The organism is Dyadobacter diqingensis, assembly GCF_024220585.1.
Classification (GTDB): domain Bacteria; phylum Bacteroidota; class Bacteroidia; order Cytophagales; family Spirosomataceae; genus Dyadobacter; species Dyadobacter diqingensis.
Genome location: NZ_JAMXKF010000001.1, coordinates 433,966 through 458,856, shown reverse-complemented (window position 1 = coordinate 458,856; position 24,891 = coordinate 433,966). Strand labels below are relative to the sequence as shown.

At 43.2% G+C, this 24,891-nt stretch carries 24 protein-coding genes; 17 read left to right on the top strand and 7 right to left on the bottom strand.

The window, feature by feature from the left end:
* Positions 1 to 6: 6 nt before the first annotated feature.
* On the top strand, positions 7 to 624 hold the full coding sequence (locus tag M1L62_RS01850) for a YceI family protein (protein WP_374760293.1): 618 nt from the start codon (positions 7 to 9) through the stop codon (positions 622 to 624).
* Between the two features lie 97 nt (positions 625 to 721).
* On the opposite strand, the gene M1L62_RS01845 is transcribed toward M1L62_RS01850, so the two are convergent.
* Positions 722 to 1,168, bottom strand: coding sequence for a type I restriction enzyme HsdR N-terminal domain-containing protein (locus tag M1L62_RS01845; protein ID WP_254411298.1), 447 nt, complete (start codon positions 1,166 to 1,168; stop codon positions 722 to 724).
* A 50-nt stretch (positions 1,169 to 1,218) separates the two neighbouring features.
* On the opposite strand from M1L62_RS01845, the gene M1L62_RS01840 reads away from it, so the two are divergent.
* Positions 1,219 to 1,989, top strand: a complete 771-nt coding sequence (locus tag M1L62_RS01840; protein ID WP_254412053.1) for an AMP nucleosidase — start codon at positions 1,219 to 1,221, stop codon at positions 1,987 to 1,989.
* A gap of 12 nt (positions 1,990 to 2,001) precedes the next feature.
* On the opposite strand, the gene M1L62_RS01835 is transcribed toward M1L62_RS01840, so the two are convergent.
* Positions 2,002 to 3,393 carry a glycoside hydrolase family 140 protein gene (locus tag M1L62_RS01835; RefSeq protein ID WP_254411297.1) on the bottom strand — a complete coding sequence of 464 codons (1,392 nt, stop codon included), beginning with the start codon at positions 3,391 to 3,393 and terminating at the stop codon, positions 2,002 to 2,004.
* Between the two features lie 172 nt (positions 3,394 to 3,565).
* Between M1L62_RS01835 and M1L62_RS01830 the strand changes: the two genes are divergently transcribed.
* The 4 genes from M1L62_RS01830 (at position 3,566) to M1L62_RS01815 (ending at position 6,340) form a co-directional block, all read left to right on the top strand.
* On the top strand, positions 3,566 to 3,937 hold the full coding sequence (locus M1L62_RS01830) for a globin domain-containing protein (RefSeq protein ID WP_254411296.1): 372 nt from the start codon (positions 3,566 to 3,568) through the stop codon (positions 3,935 to 3,937).
* 285 nt (positions 3,938 to 4,222) lie between these two features.
* The gene (locus tag M1L62_RS01825) at positions 4,223 to 4,381 is read left to right on the top strand and encodes a hypothetical protein (RefSeq protein ID WP_254411295.1); all 159 of its coding nucleotides are present in this window, start codon (positions 4,223 to 4,225) and stop codon (positions 4,379 to 4,381) included.
* Positions 4,382 to 4,625: 244 nt separating this feature from the next.
* Positions 4,626 to 6,041, top strand: a complete 1,416-nt coding sequence (locus tag M1L62_RS01820) for a CCA tRNA nucleotidyltransferase (RefSeq protein WP_254411294.1) — start codon at positions 4,626 to 4,628, stop codon at positions 6,039 to 6,041.
* A 98-nt stretch (positions 6,042 to 6,139) separates the two neighbouring features.
* Complete coding sequence (locus tag M1L62_RS01815) at positions 6,140 to 6,340, top strand: hypothetical protein (RefSeq protein ID WP_254411293.1); 201 nt, start codon at positions 6,140 to 6,142, stop codon at positions 6,338 to 6,340.
* Here the strand turns inward: M1L62_RS01815 and M1L62_RS01810 are convergent.
* On the bottom strand, positions 6,337 to 7,641 hold the full coding sequence (locus M1L62_RS01810) for a DUF2851 family protein (protein WP_254411292.1): 1,305 nt from the start codon (positions 7,639 to 7,641) through the stop codon (positions 6,337 to 6,339). The genes M1L62_RS01815 and M1L62_RS01810 overlap by 4 nt on opposite strands.
* Positions 7,642 to 7,776: 135 nt before the next feature.
* On the opposite strand from M1L62_RS01810, the gene mtgA reads away from it, so the two are divergent.
* A complete protein-coding gene (mtgA, locus tag M1L62_RS01805) occupies positions 7,777 to 8,463 on the top strand; it encodes a monofunctional biosynthetic peptidoglycan transglycosylase (protein WP_254411291.1) in 687 nt (228 codons plus the stop codon).
* A 153-nt stretch (positions 8,464 to 8,616) separates the two neighbouring features.
* Here mtgA and M1L62_RS01800 read toward each other — a convergent pair whose 3' ends face one another.
* Together M1L62_RS01800 and M1L62_RS01795 are read right to left on the bottom strand one after the other, a co-directional pair.
* The gene (locus tag M1L62_RS01800) at positions 8,617 to 9,609 is read right to left on the bottom strand and encodes a 2-hydroxyacid dehydrogenase (protein WP_254411290.1); all 993 of its coding nucleotides are present in this window, start codon (positions 9,607 to 9,609) and stop codon (positions 8,617 to 8,619) included.
* Between the two features lie 59 nt (positions 9,610 to 9,668).
* A complete protein-coding gene (locus tag M1L62_RS01795) occupies positions 9,669 to 10,601 on the bottom strand; it encodes a hydrogen peroxide-inducible genes activator (RefSeq protein WP_254411289.1) in 933 nt (310 codons plus the stop codon).
* A gap of 178 nt (positions 10,602 to 10,779) precedes the next feature.
* On the opposite strand from M1L62_RS01795, the gene M1L62_RS01790 reads away from it, so the two are divergent.
* The 8 genes from M1L62_RS01790 to M1L62_RS01755 all read left to right on the top strand — a co-directional run bounded on the left by M1L62_RS01790 (position 10,780) and on the right by M1L62_RS01755 (position 19,372).
* Positions 10,780 to 12,276, top strand: a complete 1,497-nt coding sequence (locus tag M1L62_RS01790; RefSeq protein WP_254411288.1) for a catalase — start codon at positions 10,780 to 10,782, stop codon at positions 12,274 to 12,276.
* 332 nt (positions 12,277 to 12,608) lie between these two features.
* On the top strand, positions 12,609 to 12,929 hold the full coding sequence (locus M1L62_RS01785; RefSeq protein ID WP_254411287.1) for a hypothetical protein: 321 nt from the start codon (positions 12,609 to 12,611) through the stop codon (positions 12,927 to 12,929).
* Positions 12,930 to 13,129: 200 nt separating this feature from the next.
* Positions 13,130 to 13,696, top strand: coding sequence for an RNA polymerase sigma-70 factor (locus M1L62_RS01780; protein WP_254411286.1), 567 nt, complete (start codon positions 13,130 to 13,132; stop codon positions 13,694 to 13,696).
* Between the two features lie 12 nt (positions 13,697 to 13,708).
* Positions 13,709 to 14,692 (top strand): FecR family protein, encoded by a 984-nt coding sequence (locus M1L62_RS01775; RefSeq protein WP_254411285.1) that lies wholly within the window; start codon positions 13,709 to 13,711, stop codon positions 14,690 to 14,692.
* 15 nt (positions 14,693 to 14,707) lie between these two features.
* Complete coding sequence (locus tag M1L62_RS01770) at positions 14,708 to 16,534, top strand: STN and carboxypeptidase regulatory-like domain-containing protein (protein WP_254411284.1); 1,827 nt, start codon at positions 14,708 to 14,710, stop codon at positions 16,532 to 16,534.
* Between the two features lie 212 nt (positions 16,535 to 16,746).
* Positions 16,747 to 17,796 carry a hypothetical protein gene (locus M1L62_RS01765; protein WP_254411283.1) on the top strand — a complete coding sequence of 350 codons (1,050 nt, stop codon included), beginning with the start codon at positions 16,747 to 16,749 and terminating at the stop codon, positions 17,794 to 17,796.
* 69 nt (positions 17,797 to 17,865) lie between these two features.
* Positions 17,866 to 18,675 (top strand): lysophospholipid acyltransferase family protein, encoded by an 810-nt coding sequence (locus tag M1L62_RS01760; protein ID WP_254411282.1) that lies wholly within the window; start codon positions 17,866 to 17,868, stop codon positions 18,673 to 18,675.
* Positions 18,676 to 18,880: 205 nt separating this feature from the next.
* Positions 18,881 to 19,372 carry a CHRD domain-containing protein gene (locus M1L62_RS01755; protein ID WP_254411281.1) on the top strand — a complete coding sequence of 164 codons (492 nt, stop codon included), beginning with the start codon at positions 18,881 to 18,883 and terminating at the stop codon, positions 19,370 to 19,372.
* A 75-nt stretch (positions 19,373 to 19,447) separates the two neighbouring features.
* On the opposite strand, the gene alaS is transcribed toward M1L62_RS01755, so the two are convergent.
* Together alaS and M1L62_RS01745 are read right to left on the bottom strand one after the other, a co-directional pair.
* A complete protein-coding gene (gene alaS, locus M1L62_RS01750; protein WP_254411280.1) occupies positions 19,448 to 22,096 on the bottom strand; it encodes an alanine--tRNA ligase in 2,649 nt (882 codons plus the stop codon).
* Between the two features lie 357 nt (positions 22,097 to 22,453).
* On the bottom strand, positions 22,454 to 23,167 hold the full coding sequence (locus M1L62_RS01745) for an MBL fold metallo-hydrolase (RefSeq protein ID WP_254411279.1): 714 nt from the start codon (positions 23,165 to 23,167) through the stop codon (positions 22,454 to 22,456).
* 360 nt (positions 23,168 to 23,527) lie between these two features.
* On the opposite strand from M1L62_RS01745, the gene M1L62_RS01740 reads away from it, so the two are divergent.
* Positions 23,528 to 23,917, top strand: coding sequence for a hypothetical protein (locus tag M1L62_RS01740; protein ID WP_254411278.1), 390 nt, complete (start codon positions 23,528 to 23,530; stop codon positions 23,915 to 23,917).
* 129 nt (positions 23,918 to 24,046) lie between these two features.
* Positions 24,047 to 24,751 (top strand): RNA polymerase sigma factor, encoded by a 705-nt coding sequence (locus M1L62_RS01735; protein WP_254411277.1) that lies wholly within the window; start codon positions 24,047 to 24,049, stop codon positions 24,749 to 24,751.
* The last annotated feature ends 140 nt before the right edge of the window (positions 24,752 to 24,891 follow it).

Sequence of the window (24,891 nt, the reverse complement as noted above, 5' to 3'; positions counted from 1 at the left end):
ACTACAATGAATTCTTTAAAATCGTTTGCTGCTTCTGTTGCAGTTTCTTTGTTCACATTTACTGCGGTTTCTGCTGCTGATGGAAAAGTTAAGGCTACAAACCTTAAAGTTGATGCTTCTAAAAGTGACCTGGTATGGACAGGTAAAAAAGTTACAGGCGAGCACACAGGTAAAATTTCTTTGAAAGAAGGTGCTGTGACTTTGGACGGTGCAAAATTGACTGGCGGTAAATTTGTTGCTGACCTTAATAGCATCACTTGTACTGACCTTGCTGACAAAGAATACAATGGTAAATTGATCGGTCACTTGAAATCAGAAGATTTCTTTGGTGTTGAAAAACACCCGACTGCAACATTTGTAGTTACAAAAGCGGTTGCAAAAGCTGCTGGTACTTATGACGTAACGGGTAACCTTACGATCAAAGGAATCACGAAACCTGTAACTTTCCCTGTAACGGTGAAACCAACTGCAACAGGTGCTGACGTAACTGGTAAATTGGTTGTTGACCGTTCTAAATACGACATTAAATACAACTCAAAATCATTCTTTGATGCTTCTGCTTTGGGAGACAAAATGATCAATGATGATTTCGTAATCGATATCAAATTGGTTGCAGTTAAATAATTGCTGTCCAAACGAAATTAGAATAACCCTCTTTGAAAAGTCTGTCGGAATATTTTCCGGCAGACTTTTTGTATTTAAAACAGGCAGGGTTAATACCTTAATTCCATTCTCTGTAAAAAGGAAAGTCATTCAAAAACTGAATCCGGCCTTCACTCGCTTTGAAACAATAATGGCTCATGCCATTGGTTACGGCAAGATAGGCGGGCTGCAAGGTGAAATTGTACCGGCTGATCTGCGCGAAAGTGGCTTCGGTTACGGGAATGAACGGTGCTTTGCACTCGACAAGAAGAAACGGAGTACTTTCTTTGGACAGGATCATAATATCGGTCCGCTTAGCCAGTGTGTGATAACGCATACCGGTTTCAATGGCAAAAAGCGACTTTGGGTAGCCGTAATGGTTAATCAGCAAATGAATAAAATGTTGGCGAACCCATTCCTCAGGCGTTAAGGATACAAATTTTCTTCGTATTATGTCAAAAATATAGGGTTTGCCGTTGACGTCTTTTACTTTGTATTCGAAAACAGGCAGATTTAATGATTCCATAAGCGAAGATACTCAACACAGTTACCGAAGCCAATAAACACAGGAAAATGATGACAACCAAGGAGCAAATTGTAGAAAACTGGCTTCCACGTTATACGGGCACAGCCGTAGAAGATTTTGGGAATTATATCTTACTGACCAATTTCGTTAATTACGTGACCATGTTTGCCGAAAAATTCGGCGTGGAAATAAAAGGGCAGGGAAGGGCCATGCAAACGGCCACCGCCAATGATATTACGATCATCAATTTTGGGATGGGAAGTCCGATGGCGGCCACTGTTATGGACTTGCTTTCGGCGATCAGCCCCAAAGCCGTGCTTTTTCTGGGCAAATGCGGGGGATTGAAAAAAACGCAGGTGGGTGATCTTATCCTGCCGATAGCGGCGATCCGCGGGGAAGGAACCAGTGACGATTATATGCCAAGTGAAATTCCGGCATTGCCCTCTTTTCGTCTGCAAAGTACGGTTTCTGCCAGCATCGCAAAACATAAACTGGACTACTGGACAGGCACCGTTTATACAACCAACCGCAGGATCTGGGAGCATGACGATTCTTTTAAGGAATATCTCAGGGAAATCCGCGCGATGGCGATTGACATGGAAACGGCCACAATTTTCATCGTTGGTTTTGCCAATGCGATTCCCCACGGCGCCTTGCTTTTGGTTTCGGATAATCCGATGGTACCTGAGGGGGTGAAAACGGAAGAGAGCGACAAAAAAGTGACCGCTGACTATGTGACTACGCATTTGGAAATAGGTATTGAAGCCCTAACCGAACTCGCCAAATCAGGTGAATCAGTAAAACATTTGAGGTTCGAATAAATACGGGTCTGGTTATTTCTTGTGCCCAATAAATTTAGCCGAATCCTTCACAACAAGTACCCAATCGGTACCCGGTCCGGCGGCATACGGTTTAAAATCGACGGTTGGCTCATGCGCAACGGTCCCGATTTTGATCCGGGTATTGTCGCGCGGATTAAACCAGTAAGCGTAAAACGATGTGCCTGAAAGTTTGGTCATGTCTATTTTTAACGGGCGACCATAAGGCGTGTAAGCGATCAGCAAATCCTTGTCTTTGGAAACGGCCGCGACTTGATAACCTGCATCTTCCGGGTTATCATTTTTAATTACGGACTGGTCAGGCAAAAGATTTTGCCATGGAAAAAATTCGAATAACTGCCTCATGTAACCCATCTGAAATGCTCCGGGTAAGTCCATCGCCGTTTTCCAGTGCGTACGGGCGACGGAAACAGGTTTATTTTGGTCGAAGTTGAAGAACTGCCATATGTCATGACAGCCATAGGTATGTCCGCAAGCGCCTGAAAGTATAGCCCAATACGCGGCCTGGCGCGTGTCGAAATCATTGAAATAACCCAGTTCCGGCTTCCAGTTAACCGGATGGTCCTCGTAACGCGGCTCTCCGTCGAGCGTTGGTTTGGCCGGTGTCAGGTTATAGTCATTGCGGATCATCAGATAGTTTTTAATATCCCTGCCTACATGACCAGACTGAAACATGTTAACATTCAGCCACTTTTCCTTGTGGAAATATTTGGAAGAATAACTCGCGCCCATGGGATGATAAGTGATGAGCTGGCCATCGCCCACCGCTTTTTTTATTCCCTCCGCCATGGCCGTGATGATAGCCGTGTGTTTTTCTGATTCCGGGCTTCTGTCGCCCCCAAGAATCCAGATAATCTTTTTACTCTTAAATTTAGTACCCAGATACTCCCCGTAAATCCTTGCGTTTTCGGGTGTAAATATTTCAGGACCGACACCCCATTTTTTGTTGAACTTGTCTCCCCAGGTCGGCAGAAAGCCAATATACATCCCCAGCGCATTAGCCTTGTCGATCACTTTTTCGACATGACGAAAATACAATTCGTTGGGTTTTGCCGGATTGTTATTAATCAGGGGAAGCTGTCCCTGGCGATCCGGCTGGGTAAGTCCGTCGAACTCTGCCAATGCCACACTTTGTATCACATTAAAACCTTTTTCAGCCCGGTTTTTAAGATAAGCCTCGGCTTCCGGTAACGTGAGCCGGTGAAAGAGTTCCCAGGCCGTATCTCCCAGCCAAAAAAACGGATTCCCGTCTTCTTTCAGAATATACCTGCTGTTTTCCGGCACGTGTAACTTTTGTAATCGATAACGCGGAGGCAATTTTTTCTGAGCAAAATTAGAATGACTTAAAGTCAGGCAGAACATCAGAAGAACCAATCTCTTTACCATATTTGTAAAATTCAGAAGATACGACGCGCGGAAGATTTTTTAAACTATAAAGAATCAACCGCTGTTGTGTTACTCAGAAATACTTTGAAAATACATTTCAATCGGTATCGGCTGGTGCCCGTTCAAAGGAACCCGACCGGATGACTGGATAAAATTATACGATAGTTGACTTATGGAAAGTGCATCATTATATGACCGTATCGGCGGGGAAGAAACATTGAGAATTTTGACGGACCGGTTTTATGATCAGGTTTTTGAGCATGAATTGATAGCCCGGCTCTTCAAAAGTGATAAGGATGAGATTAAAGAAAAACAGCGTCTTTTTCTGACGCAGTTTCTGGGAGGGCCGGCTTTGTATTCAGAGGTGCACGGGCATCCGCGGTTGCGTGCCAGGCACTTGCCACATGCCATCGGAGAGGAGGATGCCATAGCCTGGCTTACCTGTATGGACAGGGCAATTTCGACCCTGGATATTGCCGACGATCTGAAAAAAGAATTGTTCGCGCGCTTTCCCCAGTCGGCCATGTTTATGGTCAATAGCTGATTTTTGTCACTTTTTCATGAAATTTTAAAACTTAATATTCTAAATATTAAGTTTTTGTTATTTATGTAACTGCCTGTTTTTTAGTGTGTTAGTTTTGTTCGCTATAAAGTCACTGATAATAATTATTACTAAAAATTACTATTTCAATAATTTTTAGGCTAATTTTAATTAAAATTTTTACCTCCATAAATCTATTCTTAAAAAGGATACGTATATGAGACATATACGTAGACCGACCCACCTGCGAGAATGAAAGTTTTCACAATTTTATCCTCTCTATTAGTTATGAATATGATTATTGAGTTTTTTCTGCGGAGTCTTATCGGTATTGTTCTGCTGGCTTCTTTAATGATCACCACCATTTTGCTCGCTCCTGTGCATTTACTGCTCATGCTTTTTACTTCCATTCGTGAAAACGATGTGAGGTCGCAATGGGTTTGGTAGCAGATTGGTTATCTTAGGCTTATAAATTTTATTTGCCGGAGATATACTCTTGCAGTTCAGGCAGGTTTAGAGCAGCCTCGTGTTCTTTAACCAGACATAAGCCGGTACAATCCATTTTAATTTAGCTAAACCTAGTCAAATAAAACTACCCACAAATACCCTTTTTGTACTAATCTGAGGGCTTATCCATTCTTTTGGAATGCTGCAATAAATCAAAAGAACAAGAATTGCTTACCTTTGCGGCATGAATTTTAAAGAGCAACTGATAAATTATCCCATACTTGAAATAGTAGCCCGGGCTTCTGCCGAGCTGGGTGTTGAAGCATATATTATTGGCGGGTTTGTACGTGATCTGATATTAAAAAGACCTAGTAAAGATATTGATATTGTTTCCATCGGCAGTGGAATAGAGCTGGCAGAGCTTGTGGCACAACAGCTCGGGCCGGATGTACATGTGAGTATTTTCAAAACTTTCGGTACCGCGCAGATCCGTCAGGGTGATCTGGAAATAGAATTTGTTGGCGCCAGGAAAGAATCTTACAGTCCCGATTCACGGAAACCTGCCGTAGAAGATGGTACCCTGAAAGATGATCAGAATCGTAGAGATTTTACGATCAATGCGATGGGAATAAGCCTGATGCGAAGCACTTTTGGTGACCTGATCGATCCCTTTGAGGGCATGCGGGATTTACGCAAGAAAATTATCCGAACCCCACTCGAACCAGGAATAACCTTTTCTGACGATCCGCTGCGTATGATGCGGGCGATCCGCTTTGCTTCCCAGCTGAACTTTGATATTGAACCCGATACTTTTGATGCAATCATCAGTATGAAGGACCGCATCAGCATCGTTTCGATGGAAAGAATATCGGACGAGCTGAATAAAATTGTACTTTCACCGGTACCTTCCTATGGTTTTAAACTGCTTTTTCATTCCGGACTTTTGCATATCATTTTCCCGGAGATGATCGAGTTACTGGGTGTGGAGACCATCGACGGCAAAGGCCATAAGGACAATTTTTACCATACTTTGCAGGTTCTGGACAACGTATCTGAAAATACAAATGATCTGTGGCTGCGTTGGGCTGCGATTTTGCACGATATTGCCAAGCCGGCAACCAAGCGTTTTGATAAGAAAGCGGGATGGACTTTTCATAACCATGAAGAAATCGGCGCAAGAATGGTTCCGGTGATTTTTCGGAGAATGAAATTACCGCAAAACGAAAAAATGCGTTTTGTGAAAAAACTGGTTCGGCTGCATCTGCGCCCGATTGTGTTGTCGAAAGAAGAAATTACTGATTCTGCGATGAGGCGGTTGTTGGTTGAAGCGGGTGAGGATATCGAAGCATTGATGAAACTTTGCCGGGCCGATATCACATCGAAAAATCCGGATAAGGTCAAGCGTTTTCTCCATAATTTTGACATCGTTGAGCAAAAACTGAAAGACCTTGAAGAGCGGGATAAGCTGCGCAGTTTCCAGCCTGTGATTACCGGTGAAATCATTATCGAAACTTTTGGGCTGAAACCGTCACGCGAGGTTGGGATCATGAAAGAAATTATCCGTGAAGCCATTCTGGAAGGAATTATTCCGAACGAATATGAGCCAGCCTATGCTTTTATGATCGAAGAAGGTAAGAAAATGGGCCTTTCTGTGCAGTAAATGGCCTTATTATATAGAAAGTACATTGGATAACTTCATGTATTTTCTATTTTTGCACACCTGAATAAACCGAATAAGTCCCTTCATAATTATCCAAGATGGAAAGTACACAGTTTAAACGTTTTTTTGGCGCACTTCTTACACTTCTGGGAATCGCGGTTTTGTTGTTCGCATGTGTAGCATTTCTTTCTGAAAAACCGGTTTTGGGGCTTACAGTGTCCAAATGGGAGTCTGTGGTTCCGTTTTTAGTTGGCTCTGTTTTCTTGCTTACCGGGGTAAATCTGATCAGCAGAATTTAAACCGACCGAACCAGCGCAGCGCCTACCACGCAGTCCAGACACTTTTTTGCGGAACAATAGTGATTGTACCAGCCGATAAGTGCCTGGGAATCCGCAGCCGTTTTGACCTTCATCCCCAAAGTTTCCCACGCTCTTGTGATGCGGTTGTTTTCTGATGGTATTTCAGATAACCAGTTTAATGCCTTATCAAGTAATTCAGGCTGCTGACGATGTCGCGAATAGGCAACCAAAAGAGGGACAACGGCATTAATGATCAACAAGTGAATGGCATCTTTGCCCATGACCGGAACCGCGTTTTTGGACGGTTTACCAAATTGGAAATGATGGATCCAGTAATCCGATTGTTTTAACGCAAAGAGTTGTTGAAGGTTTTTTATGTCCGTTGCGGTGGTCAATGCTGAAAATAATACGTTGTTTCGGTTGAGCAGACTGGCAAACTGCGAGAGCCGGATCGTGGGAAAACCTGCCGGCCTTAACCGGAGAAATTTAAATTCGTGCGGATTCATTTGAAAAGCAGCAAGCCGATATTTATTTGACAGAAAACTGTATTCTCTTCTGAGCTCAGTCACATAAAGTTCTTCGATTTCATCGGATGGGTCGGGAATTAACCCGGCTGACCCGAAAAGCAATGCTTCAAGTTGTATGGACTGGCCGCGGTGTTTCTGCAAAATTTTCAATGGAATAATTTGGGTCAGCCTTAGAAATGCAGGATCATTAAGTTTAAAACCAAAATGCTGTCCAAGCCATTGATAGGTGGTTTCTTCCCAGTCCTGTTGATTGGATTGCAATAATTCCAGCACTTTGGAAGCCTTTTGATCCAGCCTTTCCAACAATACTTTGTCGATCATCGAGTATTTTTGAAGGTCACTGACTGCTTCAAATTGTTCCGCGCAAGGAATCCCGTCCGTGTTGTAAGGCTCTCCCGCATGGATCAAGGAGGCATATCGTTCTAGGATCGACAACCTGACCAGTCCTTTCAGTGACAAAACCGGCAGCATGGTACCGTCGGGTCGATAGATAGGTTTGTCATTTTCCCAGACAACGTGCAGAATAACACTTTGGTAGGCTGTGTCATTATCATGCTGATGTGATAGCCAGTCAGAGGAAAGTGTATGAATTTCGACTGTACCGATCCATTCCACACCACCAATACGGATCCGGGCATCGGAAAAGTCAGGTCCTGCGTTGGTATTGCGATGGCCCGTCCGTAAAATGCTGACACCTTCGCCATCCTCGGTGTGTAAATCGGATGCGTCAAAATATTGGAATTGCCATATAAAACTGAGCAGATCTTCGTTCATGGTAATCTCAGATAGCGTGTGTTGAAAAAATATCCAATTCTGAAAGGTTTTTTCTTTGTCTAAACCTGAATTGTTTCTGTACTTTGTACGTGTTTTTATTGGTTTGGTTTCTTACCCTGAGGAAATAATTATTGTATGCTCCGCCGTTTGCTATTATTTGCGTTTAAAATTTCTATTTACTTTTTCGTTATCTCCATCGTTTGGGTCGTGGTGCTGAAATTTGTGCCTGTGTGGGTAACACCTTTCATGATCTCGCGAAAAATCGATGCGTTCAGGGAGGATGAGGATACGGAAATTCATAAAGACTGGGAGTCTTACGATAATATTTCAAAAGAAGTGGCTTTGGCTGTGGTTGCCTCGGAGGATCAGAATTTCCCTAATCACTGGGGATTTGACTTCGACGAGATTTATGATGCCATGACCGAAAAGCGGAAACGGGCCCGGGGCGCAAGTACCATATCGCAGCAAGTAGCCAAAAATGTCTTTTTATGGCATGGCAGGAGTTATATTAGGAAAGGGCTTGAAGTATATTTTACCGTCCTGATCGAATTGATATGGGATAAACGACGTATTCTTGAAGTGTACCTGAATGTGGCGGAAATGGGGAAAATGACATTTGGTGTAGAAGCTGCTTCTCAACGTTTTTACAAAAAGCCGGCCAAAGATCTGAGCCGGTTTGAAGCCGCGCGCATCGCTGCGGTCTTGCCGAATCCAATCCGGTTTTCAATCAAAAACCCATCGGCCTACGTGAATAAAAGGACAAATCAGATAGTAAGGCAGATGAAATATCTTGGCGGGCGGAACTACATTGCTGATTTATAGTAGTTAATGTATTTTGGTGAGGTAACTCCTACGGAGTCAGGTCCTTTTAGCGAAATCATTTTTTCTATAAACAGGGTGCTCTAACGAGCCAGGCGTAAGAATTTCACCTCGAAGAAATACCCTGTTTATAGCGAAAGAGTTAGCTGTTAACCATCAACTTTTTACCTCGTTCACCAATTCTTTATCGTGCTCAAAATCTGACAGATTGCCTAAGGTAATGGTCGCGATTTCTTCCAGCGCTTCTTTGGTGAAAAAACCGAGGTGACCTGTGATCAGTACGTTGGGAAAGGAGATCAGCCGCGCGATAACATCGTCCTGGATGACAATTTCCGATAAGTCCTGGAAGAAAAGATCGGCTTCCTGCTCATAAACATCAATCCCCAGAAAGCCTATTTTTCCGCTTTTAAGCCCCTCGATGGCATCCTGCGTGTTGATCAGCGCACCGCGACTGGTATTGATAAGCATCACCCCGTCTTTCATTTTTCCAATCGATTCCTGATTGATCAGGTAAGCGGTATGCGGGTTAAGCGGGCAGTGCAGTGAAATAATTTCGCTCTCCCTGAAAACTTCATCCAGGCTTTTGTATTGAACGCCGATTTGCACCAGCTCTTCCGATTCCCGGATATCATAAGCTTGTACCTTGCAGCCGAAACCCAGCATGATTTTGCAAAAAGACGCGCCAATCAGCCCTGTCCCAATAACGCCTACGGTTTTTCCGAAAAGGTTGAAACCCGTTAAATTTTCGATCGAAAAGTTACCTTCTCTCACCCGGTTATATGCCTTATGAGTTTTTCTGTTCAAGGTAAGGATCAGCGCCACCGCATGTTCCGCCACCGATTCGGGTGAATAAGCCGGCACCCTGACGACTTTAATCCCTCTGCTTTTTGCGGCTTTCAGGTCGACATTGTTGAAGCCTGCGCAACGGAGCGCAATGACTTTAATCCCGTTGGCATGGATTACGTCGATAACTTTTTGATTTATTACATCATTTACAAACACACAAACCACGTCGAATCCTGTTGTCAGGCTCACGGTTTGCGCATTGAGCGGAACTTCAAGGAATGTCAGGTCGTGCTGGTGATCGCTGTTGAATTTGTTGAAATATTCTTTATCGTATGACTTGGCGCTGAAAAAAGCTACTTTCATGAGGTTGAGTTATTGAAAAACGTTTGAAGTGTTCGACAATTAAGATAGCAAATACTCCACTAGAAAACCCTCATTTCCACTTTTTTCTCATAAATTTCTTTCGGTGCATAGTCCGTGATCGAGGTTTTTAAAGCGTCAATCAAACGTGTTTTGACCTGTTCCCGGTTCACGACAAGGCAAACCTCCCGGGCAGGTTCGGGGTACTGAAAATGCCGGATATGCTTTTTTCTTTCATCGGATAGTTCAAGCACGGCAAGTTCAGGCAGGATGGTTATTCCTCCATTTTTTTCCACCATCCGGATCAACGTTTCAATACTGCCCGACCGGTAATGAAAACTGTTGCCAAACTGACTGCTGCGGCTTAATTCGCAAAGCCGTTGAATCTGCGTGCGGAAACAGTGGCCTTCTTCCAAAAGCCATAATTCGTTGGGTTCGATATCTCCGGGGAGTATGTATTGCTTACTGTATAAATCCGTGTTCTCGGATACATACGCGTAAAAAAGTTCTTTATACAACGGGATTTCCTGCAAGCCATTATCACCTGACAGCGAAGCAACAATACCGACATCCAGATTTCCCAGTTTCAGTTCCGTAATGATACGTTCCGTGATCATCTCCGAAACATGGAGACGGATGTTGGGATAATTTTCAATAAACGGCTGCACCAGGTGCGGCAGCAGGTATGGCGCAATCGTCGGAATAATACCGATGCGAAGCTCTCCGGACAGGTCACCATTAAAATGTTTGGCAATTTCTGTCATTTGTCTTGCCTCAAAAAGGATCGTTTTGGCCTGATCAATAATCAGCCGTCCGATCGCCGTGGGCACGATGGGTTGTTTGGTCCTGTCGAAGATTTTCACACTCAGTTCATCTTCCAGTTTTCTGATCATCATCGATAAGGTTGGCTGGGTAACGTTACAATGTTCAGAAGCCTGTACGAAATGACGATGGTTATCAACGGCAACGATATATTCTAGTTGTTGAATGTTCATAGAAAGGAGTGAAGTCAATTACCCGGCAGGTTATCAGCTGATGTGAAACGTCGTTCGGGTGTTATAAAATTAATCTATGCAAAGATAGAAACTATCAGTTTGATTGATGATTTTAACTGCATTTAATTTGTAGCATACTTCTACTTGAAGGTTACTAAAACAGTTAAGTTTCATTACTATGGCAGACGAAAAGAAAAAATTGACAACCGCTTCTGGCAAACCTTATGCCGAACATGAAAATAGCAAAACCGTCGGTCCACGTGGTCCAATCCTCTTGGAGGACTTTATTCTGCATGAAAAGATGGCGCATTTCAACCGTGAGCGGATACCGGAGCGCGTAGTGCATGCAAAAGGTTCTGGTGCATATGGTACCTTCACGGTTACCCACGATATCACAAAATATACCAAAGCCAGACTGTTCAGTGAAATCGGAAAACAGACCAAAACATTCCTGCGTTTTTCAACGGTCGGCGGCGAAAAAGGATCGGCCGATACCGAGCGTGACCCTAGGGGTTTTGCATTGAAGTTTTATACCGAAGACGGAAACTGGGATCTTGTAGGCAATAACACACCAATCTTTTTCATCAAGGATCCCAAAAAATTCAGCGATTTTATCCATACCCAAAAGCGCGATCCCCGCACAAACTGCAAAAGCGCGACGATGATGTGGGACTTCTGGTCGTTAAATCCTGAAAGTCTGCACCAGATCATGATTCTTTTCAGCGACCGCGGAACGCCTTACAGCTATCGGCATATGCATGGTTTTGGAAGTCATACTTTTTCGCTGATCAATGCTGACAACGAGCGTGTTTTTGTGAAGTTCCATTTCAAAACACAGCAAAAGGTTAAAAACTTTACTGATTCCGAAGCGGGAAGAATGAAAGGAATGGACGCCGACTGGGCGCAGCGTGACTTGGTGGATGCGATCGATAACGGTGATTTTCCAAAATGGGATTTGAAAATTCAGGTCATGACGGAAGAACAAACAAAAACTTTCCGCTGGAATCCGTTTGATGTTACGAAAATCTGGCCGCAGGGAGAGTTTCCGCTGATTGATGTTGGAGTTTTGGAACTGAATAAAATACCTGATAATTTCTTCGCCGAAGTAGAACAGGCCGCTTTTGCGCCGGCACACGTGGTGGATGGCATCGGATATTCGCCGGACAAAATGTTGCAGGGACGTTTGCTTTCTTACCCGGATGCACAACGTTACCGGCTTGGCGCGAACTACGAGCAGCTGCCGGTAAACCGTTGTCCTTATGCGACCAATAATTATCAGCGCGACGGCAGTATGCGTCTGGATGGAAATGGAGGGGGCGCTCCGAATTATTTCCCGAACAGTTTTGATGATATCGAAGCCGATCAAAGCTACAAGGAGCCTGCGCAAACCATGGATTCGCTGGTTGCTGACTGGTTTGACCGCAACGGAGAAGGCGACAACGACCATTATACACAAGCGGGAGATCTTTTCCGTAAAGTTTTTACTGATGATGAAAGAACAACGCAGGTTAATAACTTCCTGGGATCGTTGAAAAATGTATCAGGCCCGAAACGGGAATTGATCCTTAACCGTCAGCTTTGTCATTTCTTCCGCGCGGATCCGGAGCTGGGCGCAAGAATCGCGCAGGGTTTGGGCATACAGATTGACGAAAGCATGTTTGCACATAGACGATAAAATTGAATAAAGGAATATATTGTACGTCGCAAAGCCGTGTGAATCTTTCATACGGCTTTGTTTTTTCTGTTAAAAAATCATTAAAATTTATTGGTAAAATGATGTTTGATTTCCTGTCCGGAATGGCTCAGACTGATCTGGAAAACTTCTATAAATAGCCAGAATGGTTAAATGCAGCATTTTTTTACATCGATAAAGGTTAATATCGTTTTAATACGAACGCATCGTTGAAATGCATTTTTGAAACGGATTGAAATGACAATAGTTTTTTGTGCAAATTCGTATCTTAGTCAAACAAATTTTACAAAGTTGCTCACTTAAACAAACTTAAAATGAAAAATTTAAAGGCGATTATGATGGTGTTGCTGCTGGTAATTTCCGGAACTGCCTTCGCTCAGACTGCACAACCGGCGACTCCCGCTGCAAAGGCGACAACTGCAAAAAAGAAAACTGAAAAAGAAGTAAAAGCTACGAAAGAAGAAGTTAAAGCCGATGCAAAAACAGCGCAGGCTTCCGGTGCCAAATTGAAAAAAGACGGCACGCCTGATAAGCGTTACGCTGAAAATAAGAATCTGAAAAAAGACGGAACACCAGATAAAAGATTCAAAGAACACAAATCGAAAGATTCTTTAAAGGCTGGTAAAAAGCATTGATCTGATATCATCAGGCATATCGAAACAGAAAGGAGTGGCAAATATTTGCCACTCCTTTCTGTTTTTTCGGGCTTGCTGTATTCGGTCGTGAAAAATAAATTTTCTTTTTCTCCGGAAAACTTAGGGTAAGTGCCTGGCCGGTTGTCATTTCAGTGAACAGTCAAAGTCAGGCATTTTTGGTTCGTAATTATTTCATTGCAATGAATATAACCGGAGAAGATACACGCATATTAGACAGGGATACGGAGGTGGAATTTGAGAAAGTCTTTAAGGCTAATTTCAAAAATCTTCACTCGTATGCATACACCATTGTGCACGATGATGTGATGGCCGAGGAAATGGTGCAAAATGTCTTTTGCCGTTTATGGGAAAAGAGGGAGCAGATCCAGATCAGAGAGTCCGTCGGGGCGTATCTGTACAGGTCTGTTTATCATGAAAGTCTGAATTATCTCAAACATTTGAAAGTCAGGGATGCTTATCAGACTTATGTGATCAACCAGATGGCCGACAACAACAATGCGGCTTATGAAATTGAGCTTTCTGAGCTGGAAGACCGGCTGGATCTTGCCTTGAAGGAGCTACCCGAAAAATGCCGGACCATATTTCAAATGAGTCGTTTTGAAGAATTGAGATATCAGGAAATTGCCGATAAGCTTGATATTCCTGTAAAAACCGTAGAGAACCAAATGGGGAAAGCCCTGAAATTACTCCGATTGAAACTGGTAGATTTTTTACCGGCCGCTTTGATATTATTACTGATGAATTAACAAAACAAGATCATGCGAAAAGAAACGAACGATAATATGGATGATCTGCTGGTGAAATATTTGCTGGGTGAAGCGACCATGCAGGAGCGGGCAGTGGTGGAGAAATGGGTTGCCGGGAACACTATTAATCAGAGATATTTTGAAAATTTTAAACTGATATGGGACAGGAGTAAGCAGCTGGCCACACACAGCGAAGTGGATGAAGATATGGCGTGGCTTCGGTTTAAGGACCGGGTCGAGGAAATTCAGAGTCCCGTTCTGCCGATGTTTTCAAACCAGTTTTTCAGAATTATGCGTATTGCAGTTGCCATTGCGATAGTGGCAGGAGGCGGATGGTTTGCTTATCTGATGTCGGCTAAGAATAATTTGTCGGAGCAGGTTGCCGTACATTCGGGTGATAAGACGCGCATAGAAACACTGCCAGACGGATCTGTGATAACTCTCAATAAAAACTCGACGATCACCTATGCAGAGAATTTTACGGCTGGTGATTCACGGCAGGTTGTTTTGACGGGCGAAGCATTTTTCGAGGTTACGCCTGATAAGTCTAAGCCGTTTCTGATTCATTCTGATGATGTTACCGTGAAGGTGGTTGGAACTTCTTTTAACGTTAAAAATACCGCTGAGAAAACGGAAGTGATTGTGGAAACAGGGCTGGTTGAGGTTACAAAGAAAGAGCAAAAGGTAAGAATCCGCCCAGAAGAACGGGTGACCGTTATGAAGGAAAACATTGACCTGGTCAAGCAAAAAAATGATAACCGTTTTTATAATTACTACCGAACGAAAAAACTGGTATGCGAAGATACCCCGCTGTCGGAGCTGGTGCAGGTATTGAATGAAGCCTATCACGCCAATATTACTGTTAGCCATGAAAAAATGAATCTGCCCATCAATACCACGTTTGATGACAAGTCACTGAATGAGATATTGAATATCATTAGTGTAACCTTTAACATAACCATTGTGCGGGATGATGGGCAGATAATTTTAAAATAGGCTGTATCTTTCGGCATGAATCGGACTTTTACTCTCTTAGGAGCAATTGCATCAGTAGCGTTGGTTTTTATGCTATCGTCCGCTTGCCATGCCCAAAAATTACTCAGCAGAACTGTTTCCATTCAGGTAAATCAGAAGCCGGTGTCTGAGGTTTTAAAGGCTGTGAGCGAACAGGGGAAATTTTACTTTTCCTACAACAGTAACCTTATTCCAGGCGATAGCCTTGTAACCTTATCTGTTCAGTCGCGGTCAGTGAGACAGGTTTTGGATGTGTTACTGACGGGAGTTTATCAATACAAAGAGACGGGCGATTATATCATCATTCAAAGACCGCCGAAGGAAAAGTACTTCCACTTAACCGGCCACATTGTCGATCATGAGACGGGCAAAGAAGTAGATTATGCAAGTGTTTATTCCAAGCAGCAGCTTGCTTCGGCGTTGACGGATGAACAGGGTTTTTTCAAGCTCCGGTTGCGAGACCGGAGCTTTCCGTTGACACTGACGGTCAGTAAAATCGGTTATGCCGATACTTCCATTGTAATCAATTCAGATCAGGACACTGATCTGAAATTGTTGCTTTATCCCAAAGCCATTGACCTAGATCCGGTTTTCGTCCGCTATTCCGAAGGCAGCGGAACCTGGCTCGGAAGACTTTTTGTCTCATCCCGACTTCGTTTGCAAAGCCGCAATATCAGCAGATTTTTCGTATCGCTGCCTTATCAGGCTTCGTTTACACCAGGGTTGAGTACGCATGGGAAAATGAGTTCTCAGGTCAGCAACAAATTCTCGTTGAACATGATCGGAGGTTACACGGGCGGCGTTAACGGCGCCGAGATCGCAGGAGTTTTCAATATTTCCAAAAAGGATATGCGTTATGTTCAGGTAGCCGGCTTGTTTAATGTCGTTTCCGGGCATGTTCATGGGGTGCAAATGTCCGGGTTTTATAACCAGGTGCTCGACTCGTTAAAAGGCGTTCAGGTATCGGGCTTTGGCAATCAGATCAATAAAAGTCTTTCAGGTGTTCAGGTTTCGGGTTTTTTGAGTAGAGTTTCCGGGGAAATTCACGGCGTTCAGGTTTCAGGATTTGGAAACATCGCAAAAAGTAACATTCGGGGCGGTCAGGTGGGCGGCGTTTTTAATTCTGCTACGGCGTACATGAAAGGTTTTCAGGTTTCCGGTGCTATGAATTTTGGGAAGGATGTCGTCGATGGCGTGCAGGTGGCCGGTGTTGGTAACATAAGCCGTAAAGATGTAAAAGGTGTACAGGTGGCGGGACTTTTTAATTATGCTAAAAACCTTCACGGCGTGCAGTTTGGCGTTATTAATATCGCTGATAGTTCGTCGGGTTACAGCATTGGGCTGATCAATATTGTTAAAAAAGGGAAAGGTGTAATTACAGTGTATTCAAATGAAGTACTGCCGGTTAACATTGCCTGGAAATCGGGGAATCACAAGTTGTACAGCATTTTTACAGTGGGCACAGCGCTAAATATGAATAACAAAGCCTATACTTTCGGTTTTGGTTTGGGAAAAGATATCGTTTTAAACAAAACCCTGGGGCTAAGCGTAGAATTTATCAATCAGAACTTTTACCTCGGGCACTGGGAAAATCTCCCAGTTTTAAACCGTATCCAGACGGGGCTGAATGTCAGGCTTACCAACGGTCTCTCTGTTTTTGCCGGTCCTTCTTTCTCCACTTTTTATTCTGAATATAAAGAATTTAAGGAAGGATATCAGTCGTTTTCGGATAAAGGCTTCTCACGTATTAAACTGAATAATACGACGAACGCCTGGATTGGCTGGCAGTTTGGGTTGAACTGGAATTACAAATCTTCATATTGATAATTTATTTATTGTCAATATGTTAAATTGTTTTCTGACTGCGTAATTCTTCGATTGTAAGATTTTTTTTCAATTATTTTAAGTCTAAAAAAAGGGTAATTCCTGATCCGGTTGTCAATTCTGTACATACGGCAAAGGGAATAGATTGAAGGCCTGCAATTTTGGATTTCTCCGCTGTATGTGTTTAAACTTCCATTTTTAATTTAGACACAATGAACAAGTATTCAAATATCATCAACAGCGCTTTTGCAGTTTGCTTTTTCCTTCTTTTTTCAATCAGCTCTTTTGCGCAGGAAAGCCATACCAGTGTTGCCCATGTCGGATTGATTTATCCGGTCAGCACGAATGGGAAAAATGCAGGATCGTATACCAACGCTTTTTCTCTGCATGCCATTGCCGGGTTATCAAAAGCAGAAACGGGCGTAGCCATCTCAGGTGTTTCTTTGTTGATCAAAGATTCAGCAAAAGGAGTTCTGGTGAGCGGGGTTGCCAATGTTGTCTTAAATTCTGCACAGGGTGTGCAGGTAGCGGGTTTCACCAATGTGATCCGTCATGATGCCCAGGGCGTGCAGGTTGCCGGATTTTTGAATGTGAGCGAAAATTCCGGTGCGGCGCAGATTGCCGGATTCAGCAATATCACCCATAAATCGGCAAACGGTATTCAGGTATCGGGCTTTTTGAATAAGGCCGGTAACGTGAATTCTCAGGTCGCAGGTTTTATGAATATCGCGAAAAACGTAAAAGGGATTCAGCTGGCCGGATTAATCAACGTTGCAGACAGCAGCGATTATCCCATCGGACTTTTGAATTTTGTGAAAAACGGAGAGAAATCGATCAGTCTCACCATCGACGAAACTTCAACATTACTGGCGTCGTTTCGCTCGGGTGGTCGTGTTTTATACGGAATTTTAGGGATTGGTTATAATTTAAAAAGTGATAACAAATCGTTGTACGGCCTGGAGGCTGGTTTGGGTGCTCACATTCCTGTTTCGGGAAAATTCAGGATCAATGCCGAAATTGCAAACCTTACGTTATCGGATTTTAAGCGTGGCGATTATTTCAAAAACAGCTTGCGTATACAGCCTGCGTTTAAACTTACATCACAGCTTGAAATTTTCGGCGGACCTAGTTTGAATTACGTCAATTACTCCAAGGGAAAAGGGGACGGGCTGATGGACCACTATCTTTGGAAAAAGGTCAGAGGGGAAGATTTTCAGGGATTATACCTGGGGTTCAATGCGGGTGTACACTTTATCCTGTAAAAGTTGAAGGAGCAATCTTTGCGGATTCCTTTAAGACAGGGCATTTTTAAGAAAGTCAATATTCGGAAAATGCTGCTGATTGCCGTCTACGAGCTGATATCGGATGTTTTGTTTGTCCTATTGTCACATATCTTTAAATACAGGTCAAAGGTTATCAGGAAAAATTTGAAAAGTGCATTTCCATGGATTTCCCAAAATGAGCAGGCTGATTTGACCCTTTCATATTACCGCCATATGGCAGATTTGATTGTGGAGCCTTTTATAATCAGCGGTATACATGAGAACGATATAAGATCTTTTGCCCGTTATGAAAATAGTCATTTGCTCAATAATATTCTGAAATCAGGCAAAGACGTTCTTTTGATGATGTCGCATTATGGTAACTGGGAATATCTGCTGACGCTGCCTCTTATCACAGACTATGAAGTTGTTGCGGTGTACTCTCCAATATCAAATCCGGTTATTGACAAACAGATGAAAAGTCTTCGCTCCCGGTTCGGGGTTACGTTGGTTGCCAAATCGGATTGGTACAGGACGGTGCTGAAACGAAAAAGCGCACGACCGACGGTTTATATCATGATTTCAGATCAACGTCCTGTTCAGCCTTACAAGCACGACGTTCATTTTCTGGGACTTAAAACATATGTACAGGCAGGTTGTGAAAAAATTGCTCAAAAATTGAAATGTGCCGTTGTGTATGTGGATGTTGAAAAAACGGAAAGGCATTGTTACAAATATCGTTTGAAGCTTTTGTCGGAGGATGGAAGTCTTGAAGCGCAGGACAGAATCCTAAACCGGTTTTATGATGAGCTCGAAAAAACAATTCTCAGAAAACCGGAGCTATACCTATGGTCTCACGACCGGTGGAAAAATCACTAACATCTTGGTTACCTGGTTGGGAACGTGTCAAAGTATCAAATTGGGGCTAAATTCTTCAAAAAGTGGTATCATTTCCACAATAGTTATAAATTAAATTACTGAGCTTATCGCGGTTTGGCATAGGTTAAGATTGGTTTTACCAAACCAGGCACTGTTTTGTTAGGGCGGGTTTTGTTAAAATGAATTTTCACTAAAATCAGCGAGTATGAAAAAATTAGCATTTATTGGTGTTTCCTTATTGTTTTTTGCATGGGGTTGTAGTAATGATGATGACGACGTAACTCCGCCAACCGAAGTTTTACCGACTTTGAAAGTGACGACTACATTGTCGGGAGCGAATGAAAGACCTGCCAATAACTTAACGGCCACGGGTGCAGTTGACGGGACGCTGGATCAGGAGACGAATATTTTGAAGCTGAATATTACATACAGTGACACTGCAAAAGCTGATTCAACTGCGGGAGACTCGACTGTTGCGTTTTTACCAACGGCGTGGCATATCCACAAGGGAGCGGCTGATACAACGGGAGCAGTGGTAATTGATTTTGGAACTACATTTACAACACCTTTTGCCTTTACAGATACACTTACTTCCGATCAGGTCGCTGATCTGAAGGCTGGTTTGTATTATGTAAATATTCATACAAAGGAGTATCCTGCGGGAGCGATAAGAGGACAATTGTCTGCGAAAGAGTAAAAGAAAAGAAACAAAAAAAGTGGAATCCAGTCTCGGATTCCACTTTTTTTGTTTTATAAAATTTAAACCAGAGTCTTAAAACAAGGTTTTAGCTTTTTCCAGCGCGTTATCCAGTCCGCTTGCGTCCGAACCACCTGCCGTGGCAAAGAACGGCTGTCCGCCGCCGCCGCCACGGATTTCTTTTGCAAGGTCTTTCACGATAGCTCCGGCATTAAGTCCGGCATTTTGAACGACGTTTTCTGCAATGTAAACGGATATCTGAGGCTTGCCTGCGATCTCGGTACCGAAAACGGCTATCAGATTTTCCACCTGCTCGCGAAGTTCGTAAGAAAGCTGTTTCAGTGAGTCCGCTGACGGCACGTTAACCTTTTCAACAATCAGATTAAAACTCTGATGGCTCTTAACTTTGTCAAGCAGCTGTAATTTTAATTGCTGAATTTTTTCGTTTTCCAGCGCCTCGATACGTTTTTGTAGTTGCGTGCGCTCTTCAAGCAAGTTTTCAACAGCTTTGATAATATCCTTAGGCCCTTTCAAAAGATCTTTCAGCTGGTTAAGTGTATCCTCCTGCTGACGCATCAATTCCAGTGCTTTTTCACCCGTAACGGCTTCCACACGGCGTACACCTGCTGAAACCGAACCTTCGGAGATAAATTTGAAAACGCCGATTTCACCGGTTGAAGGAATATGTGTTCCCCCGCACAGTTCGAATGAGAACTCAGGATCAAATATAACGACGCGTACAAAATCACCATATTTTTCACCAAACGTAGCCGTTGCACCCATAGCAATCGCTTCCTGGATAGGCACGTTGGTCATTACTTTCAAAGGAATATTTTCGCGGATCTTCTCGTTGACACGGTCTTCGATTTGTTTCAATTCCTCGTCTGTAACTTTCGAGAAATGCGAAAAGTCGAAACGCAATAACTCGTCGTTCAGGTAAGATCCTTTTTGCCCGATATGCGTACCCAGCACCTCCCGCATGGATGATAACATCAAGTGCGTTGCAGAGTGGTTCGCCTTGATTTTGTTGCGGCGTTCTTCGTCAATATGCGCGACCACGATACCTGCATTTTGCAAGGCGTCATCCAGGTTTTTATCTTTTGAAATATGAACGAAAAGGTCGTTTTCTTTTTTGGTATCGACAATGGTTGCCACCTTCGGTTCACCATTTACTGCCCAACGTAAAGTTCCGGTATCACCAACCTGTCCACCCATTTCAGCATAAAAAGGAGTGCGGTCGAGAACGATATGATATTCTTCGCCGGTTTTGGTTTTTACCTTACGATACTTGACAATGTGGCTATGGGTTTCTTCAAAATCATAACCTAAAAATTCAACACCATCCGACTCGCGTAGTTCGATCCAGTCGGTTGCTTCCTTGGCCGCATCCTGACGGGAACGTGCTTTTTGTTCGGCCAACGCATCCTGAAAACCAGCCTCATCAATGATGAAGCTTTTCTCGCGGGCGATAAGGGCAGTCAAGTCAACGGGGAATCCAAACGTATCACTTAATTCAAAAACTTCGTTGCCTGCGATCACATTGGTCTCTTTTTCTTTCAAAGAGGTCATAATGATATCCAGACGTTTCAGTCCTGATTCAAGCGTGCGCAAAAAGCTCTTTTCTTCTTCAAGAATAACACGCGTCACGAATTCTTCCTGAGCAGTCAGTTCCGGGAAAACATCCTTGAACTGATTCGAAAGAACCGGTATTAATTTATGGAAAAACGGTTCAGAGAATCCAAGGTAAGAATATCCGTAACGTACAGCACGGCGCAAAATACGACGGATCACGTAACCGGCTTTTACGTTGGAAGGCAGCTGTCCATCGGTAATGGCAAAGGCTACCGCGCGGATGTGGTCAGAAATCACGCGCATCGCGATGTCCGTAAACGGTTCGTCGCTGCCATATGTTTTCCCGGATAATTTTTCCAAAACGTTGATGGTATTTTGGAAAACATCGGTGTCATAGTTGGACATTTTGGCCTGAACCGCCATACAAAGACGTTCAAAACCCATTCCGGTGTCAACATGCGTTGCGGGAAGCGGTATTAGCGAACCGTCTGCTTTGCGTTCAAACTGCATGAATACAAGATTCCAGATTTCCACCACCTGAGGGTGATCATTGTTTACCAATGATTTTCCGGAAACCGTATCCACATCAGCCTGCGGACGTAAGTCTATATGAATTTCAGAACAAGGTCCGCATGGGCCGGTATCACCCATTTCCCAGAAATTGTCCTTTTTATTGCCAAGAATAATACGGTCTTCACCAACAATCGGCGCCCACAAATCCCAGGCCTCCTGATCAAATGGTACACCATCTTTTGCATCTCCTTCAAATACTGAAACGTACAAACGCTCTTTCGGCAGCTTGTACACTTCTGTCAATAATTCCCACGCCCAGGTAATCGCTTCCTTTTTGAAATAATCGCCAAACGACCAGTTACCCAACATTTCGAACATCGTATGGTGGTATGTGTCGAATCCAACATCCTCTAAATCATTGTGTTTTCCCGAAACGCGAAGACATTTCTGGGTGTCGGCGATACGACGTGACGGAGGTGTGCCATTGCCCAAAAAGAAGTCTTTGAACTGCGCCATACCTGAGTTATTGAACATCAGGGTTGGGTCATTCTTAGCTACCAATGGAGCCGAAGGAACAATAAGGTGCTCTTTGCTGCGGAAAAAATCCAGAAAAGACTGGCGTATCTGATGCGAGGTCATTGTATATAAGTTCGTACTAAGTCTCTTAAAAATTCCCGCAAAGTTAATGAAAATTGCATTCGGCTCGGTAACAATGGAGGATTTTCACCACCTAAGACATATGAGATAACCTTAGGGGCGTTGGGAATTGGGATTTGTCGGCCGAAATCTTGTTTGGGCTGAGTGTTTTAAATGATGAATTTAGATTTGTCGCAGACTGAATTTATACTATACCAATAGGATGTAAATTGATAGGATGTATCGTTGACGCTATAATCTTAGTAAATTCAAATTAACCAATTCAATTTAAACTAACTCAACTCAAAAACAATTCTAAGGTTACCTCATATGTCTCAGGTGGTAGAAAAACTAACCTGGTCAACGCCACAGCATCAGGGCTGAGTTGAGGGCCTCTTCGACGCGTCTTCGGGGCTTGTAGAAATAGATAAGTCCGTGGCCTGGCAGCATGATATCCATGTCGACTTTTGCAAATTTGCGCAGCGACTCGGTATAAATGGTTTTGTCAAAGTCAATGGAGCCGCTCCACCCGAAATCACCGCCGAGCAGGGTGCCGATAACGTCTCCGCTGAAAACGATGTGTTTGCCTTCCCAGATCAAGGAATAAGCTGTGCATCCCATGCTGTGGCCGGGCAGGTGCATGATTGTAAATTCTATACCGAGCACGTTAATCTTTTCTCCATCGGAAACGGTTTGATCGACTGTGAAGGGTGTGAAAATTTTATGGTAGAGATAACCGCAACAACGTTCATCGCCGCTGGCGACGGCCTCTGCCGTTTCCTGAATAGCTATAAAACTTACACCCTTGTCTTTTAGAATATACCCGCCGCCGGCGTGGTCGTAGTGCGGGTGGGTGAGCAGGCAGACCTTGATATTATCTGGCCGCAGGTCCCAGGAACGCATATTTTCAAAAATCTGATCCATGGTATTCCCGCATCCGCAGTCAATCATAATCAGTCCCTGTTCTGTTTTGATGATATACGAGTTGCCGTCATTCCACAGCGCACCGGGCTGATCGAAGGTGACACCGTTTAAATCGCCACCGACCTGAAAAATATTTTTTAATATCTGCATATTCCGTTTTAACGAGGTGAATTTTGCTGTAATGAATACGCTCAAACCTGCCTAAAGGGCTATGTAACTCTGCAAATGAGAGTTGCGGAATCTTACTTTTGTTCAATAAAAAAAGTTTGCAAAATCGTAAACGTTTACGGTGAAAAAGCTAAAAGGTTTTATCTGGAAATCTATGAAACTGATCGGAATAGTGCCAAAATGAGTTTTTAAAATCTTTGAGTATAATTGCCCGCTAACCTCCTTTTTTTATATAATCAACAAACAAAAATTGGCACCAGTCATAATCTTAAATAATTGCGGGGAATATTTCGATTTGTGTCAGATAACAAATATCTCCCTAACACTCTTAATGTGCGACAGATGAAACCCTACTCGGAGTATTCGGCCGAAGAGTTAGCGATGGAAAACCTTTTTATCAGGTGGGTTAGGTTTCCAAATGACCCCCCTATACGCTCTTTTTGGGAAAACTGGATGACGAAATATCCCTATAAAAAGGATACAATAGATAAAGCGCGCGAACTTGTTCTTGTAACTACCGAATGGAGACCGGAAACACTTTCAAATCAGGATGTTAATTCAATTTGGGACAGGATCAGGAACTCTCTTGAAATTATAAAGGAACGTGAGCCCGCAGATTCTGATGCAACACCGGCTTCTTCCGCTTTAAAGCCGAATAATATCATTTTGGGCGTGATCTCCATGGCTGTGTTGGGTTTGCTTTGCTTGATACTGCTTGGTCATTTCAAATAAATATTTTAATAATTCGGGGATAAAATTGCAAAATATTTAAGGGTATTGCGATATTTTACCGTCTTTTACGGTGGCCCGGTGACATAGTCGCGGGTTGTTGAGGGAAGGGTTATTTGCATGAAATCTCCTATGAAACCGGAAAATCAAACTTCTCTGACGGAAGAACAGTTACGTGATCGGCATTTTAATATTGAGCTGAACGCCGAAAGGATGTTTAGCAGTGAACCCTTATGGGAATCCCTTAAAGCTGGCGAAACTGATTCTTTCGAGAAAGTTTTCAAAGCGTTTTACCGTCCGCTGTTGAATTATGGAATCCGTTTCAACAGCGATCGGGAGGAAGTTAAAGATTGCATCCAGATCCTTTTTATTAAAATCTGGGAACGTAAGGAACATCTGGGTGAGTCTGATTCGATCCGTAATTACCTGCTGGCCTCCCTTCGCAGACTCATCATCAAACGGATGAGTGCGTCTAAAAATACCTTCATCGGCCTCGATGAAAATGATATTGAATTCCACGCCGATCTGTCTGTGGAAGCCAAAATTATTCATGATCAGACGTCAGTCGAAAATATCAATGCCTTACAGGCGGCTATTGATAAGCTTCCTCACCGACAAAAGGAGGCACTTTTTCTAAGGTTTTACAGCGACCAGTCCTTCTCGGATATTGCTGAGGTCATGAATATTTCAACAAGAGCGGTTTATAAACTGATCTATAAGGCGCTTGATTCCTTAAACGAAGATCTGGCGCCTTATGCCAAAAGTATTCCGTTCCTTCTTGCATTGTTTTTCAGCCTTCCATTCGAACCTGTTATCGACCTGATCAGAGAATCCTGAAAATATTTCTTCTATTTAATTTATTGATAATTAGTCTGTTATAAATAATATTTTATTTATATAAAAATTTATTGAAAAAAAATAAATAAACGAGGGTCACTTTGTTTCATTTCCGGCTTGTGTATAATAAAGAACAAATA

Excerpts from the sequence above, each read along its gene's own strand:
- M1L62_RS01740 (WP_254411278.1), top strand. The coding sequence starts at position 23,528 with ATGAAACCCTACTCGGAGTATTCGGCCGAAGAGTTAGCGATGGAAAAC.
- M1L62_RS01745 (WP_254411279.1), bottom strand. The coding sequence starts at position 23,167 with ATGCAGATATTAAAAAATATTTTTCAGGTCGGTGGCGATTTAAACGGT.
- M1L62_RS01810 (WP_254411292.1), bottom strand. The coding sequence starts at position 7,641 with ATGAACGAAGATCTGCTCAGTTTTATATGGCAATTCCAATATTTTGAC.
- M1L62_RS01790 (WP_254411288.1), top strand. The coding sequence starts at position 10,780 with ATGGCAGACGAAAAGAAAAAATTGACAACCGCTTCTGGCAAACCTTAT.
- M1L62_RS01850 (WP_374760293.1), top strand. The coding sequence starts at position 7 with ATGAATTCTTTAAAATCGTTTGCTGCTTCTGTTGCAGTTTCTTTGTTC.
- M1L62_RS01825 (WP_254411295.1), top strand. The coding sequence starts at position 4,223 with ATGAATATGATTATTGAGTTTTTTCTGCGGAGTCTTATCGGTATTGTT.
- M1L62_RS01755 (WP_254411281.1), top strand. The coding sequence starts at position 18,881 with ATGAAAAAATTAGCATTTATTGGTGTTTCCTTATTGTTTTTTGCATGG.
- alaS (WP_254411280.1), bottom strand. The coding sequence starts at position 22,096 with ATGACCTCGCATCAGATACGCCAGTCTTTTCTGGATTTTTTCCGCAGC.
- M1L62_RS01835 (WP_254411297.1), bottom strand. The coding sequence starts at position 3,393 with ATGGTAAAGAGATTGGTTCTTCTGATGTTCTGCCTGACTTTAAGTCAT.
- M1L62_RS01760 (WP_254411282.1), top strand. The coding sequence starts at position 17,866 with ATGCTGCTGATTGCCGTCTACGAGCTGATATCGGATGTTTTGTTTGTC.
- mtgA (WP_254411291.1), top strand. The coding sequence starts at position 7,777 with ATGCTCCGCCGTTTGCTATTATTTGCGTTTAAAATTTCTATTTACTTT.
- M1L62_RS01840 (WP_254412053.1), top strand. The coding sequence starts at position 1,219 with ATGACAACCAAGGAGCAAATTGTAGAAAACTGGCTTCCACGTTATACG.
- M1L62_RS01795 (WP_254411289.1), bottom strand. The coding sequence starts at position 10,601 with ATGAACATTCAACAACTAGAATATATCGTTGCCGTTGATAACCATCGT.
- M1L62_RS01785 (WP_254411287.1), top strand. The coding sequence starts at position 12,609 with ATGAAAAATTTAAAGGCGATTATGATGGTGTTGCTGCTGGTAATTTCC.
- M1L62_RS01780 (WP_254411286.1), top strand. The coding sequence starts at position 13,130 with ATGAATATAACCGGAGAAGATACACGCATATTAGACAGGGATACGGAG.
- M1L62_RS01815 (WP_254411293.1), top strand. The coding sequence starts at position 6,140 with ATGGAAAGTACACAGTTTAAACGTTTTTTTGGCGCACTTCTTACACTT.
- M1L62_RS01735 (WP_254411277.1), top strand. The coding sequence starts at position 24,047 with ATGAAACCGGAAAATCAAACTTCTCTGACGGAAGAACAGTTACGTGAT.
- M1L62_RS01765 (WP_254411283.1), top strand. The coding sequence starts at position 16,747 with ATGAACAAGTATTCAAATATCATCAACAGCGCTTTTGCAGTTTGCTTT.
- M1L62_RS01800 (WP_254411290.1), bottom strand. The coding sequence starts at position 9,609 with ATGAAAGTAGCTTTTTTCAGCGCCAAGTCATACGATAAAGAATATTTC.
- M1L62_RS01775 (WP_254411285.1), top strand. The coding sequence starts at position 13,709 with ATGCGAAAAGAAACGAACGATAATATGGATGATCTGCTGGTGAAATAT.
- M1L62_RS01845 (WP_254411298.1), bottom strand. The coding sequence starts at position 1,168 with ATGGAATCATTAAATCTGCCTGTTTTCGAATACAAAGTAAAAGACGTC.
- M1L62_RS01830 (WP_254411296.1), top strand. The coding sequence starts at position 3,566 with ATGGAAAGTGCATCATTATATGACCGTATCGGCGGGGAAGAAACATTG.
- M1L62_RS01820 (WP_254411294.1), top strand. The coding sequence starts at position 4,626 with ATGAATTTTAAAGAGCAACTGATAAATTATCCCATACTTGAAATAGTA.
- M1L62_RS01770 (WP_254411284.1), top strand. The coding sequence starts at position 14,708 with ATGAATCGGACTTTTACTCTCTTAGGAGCAATTGCATCAGTAGCGTTG.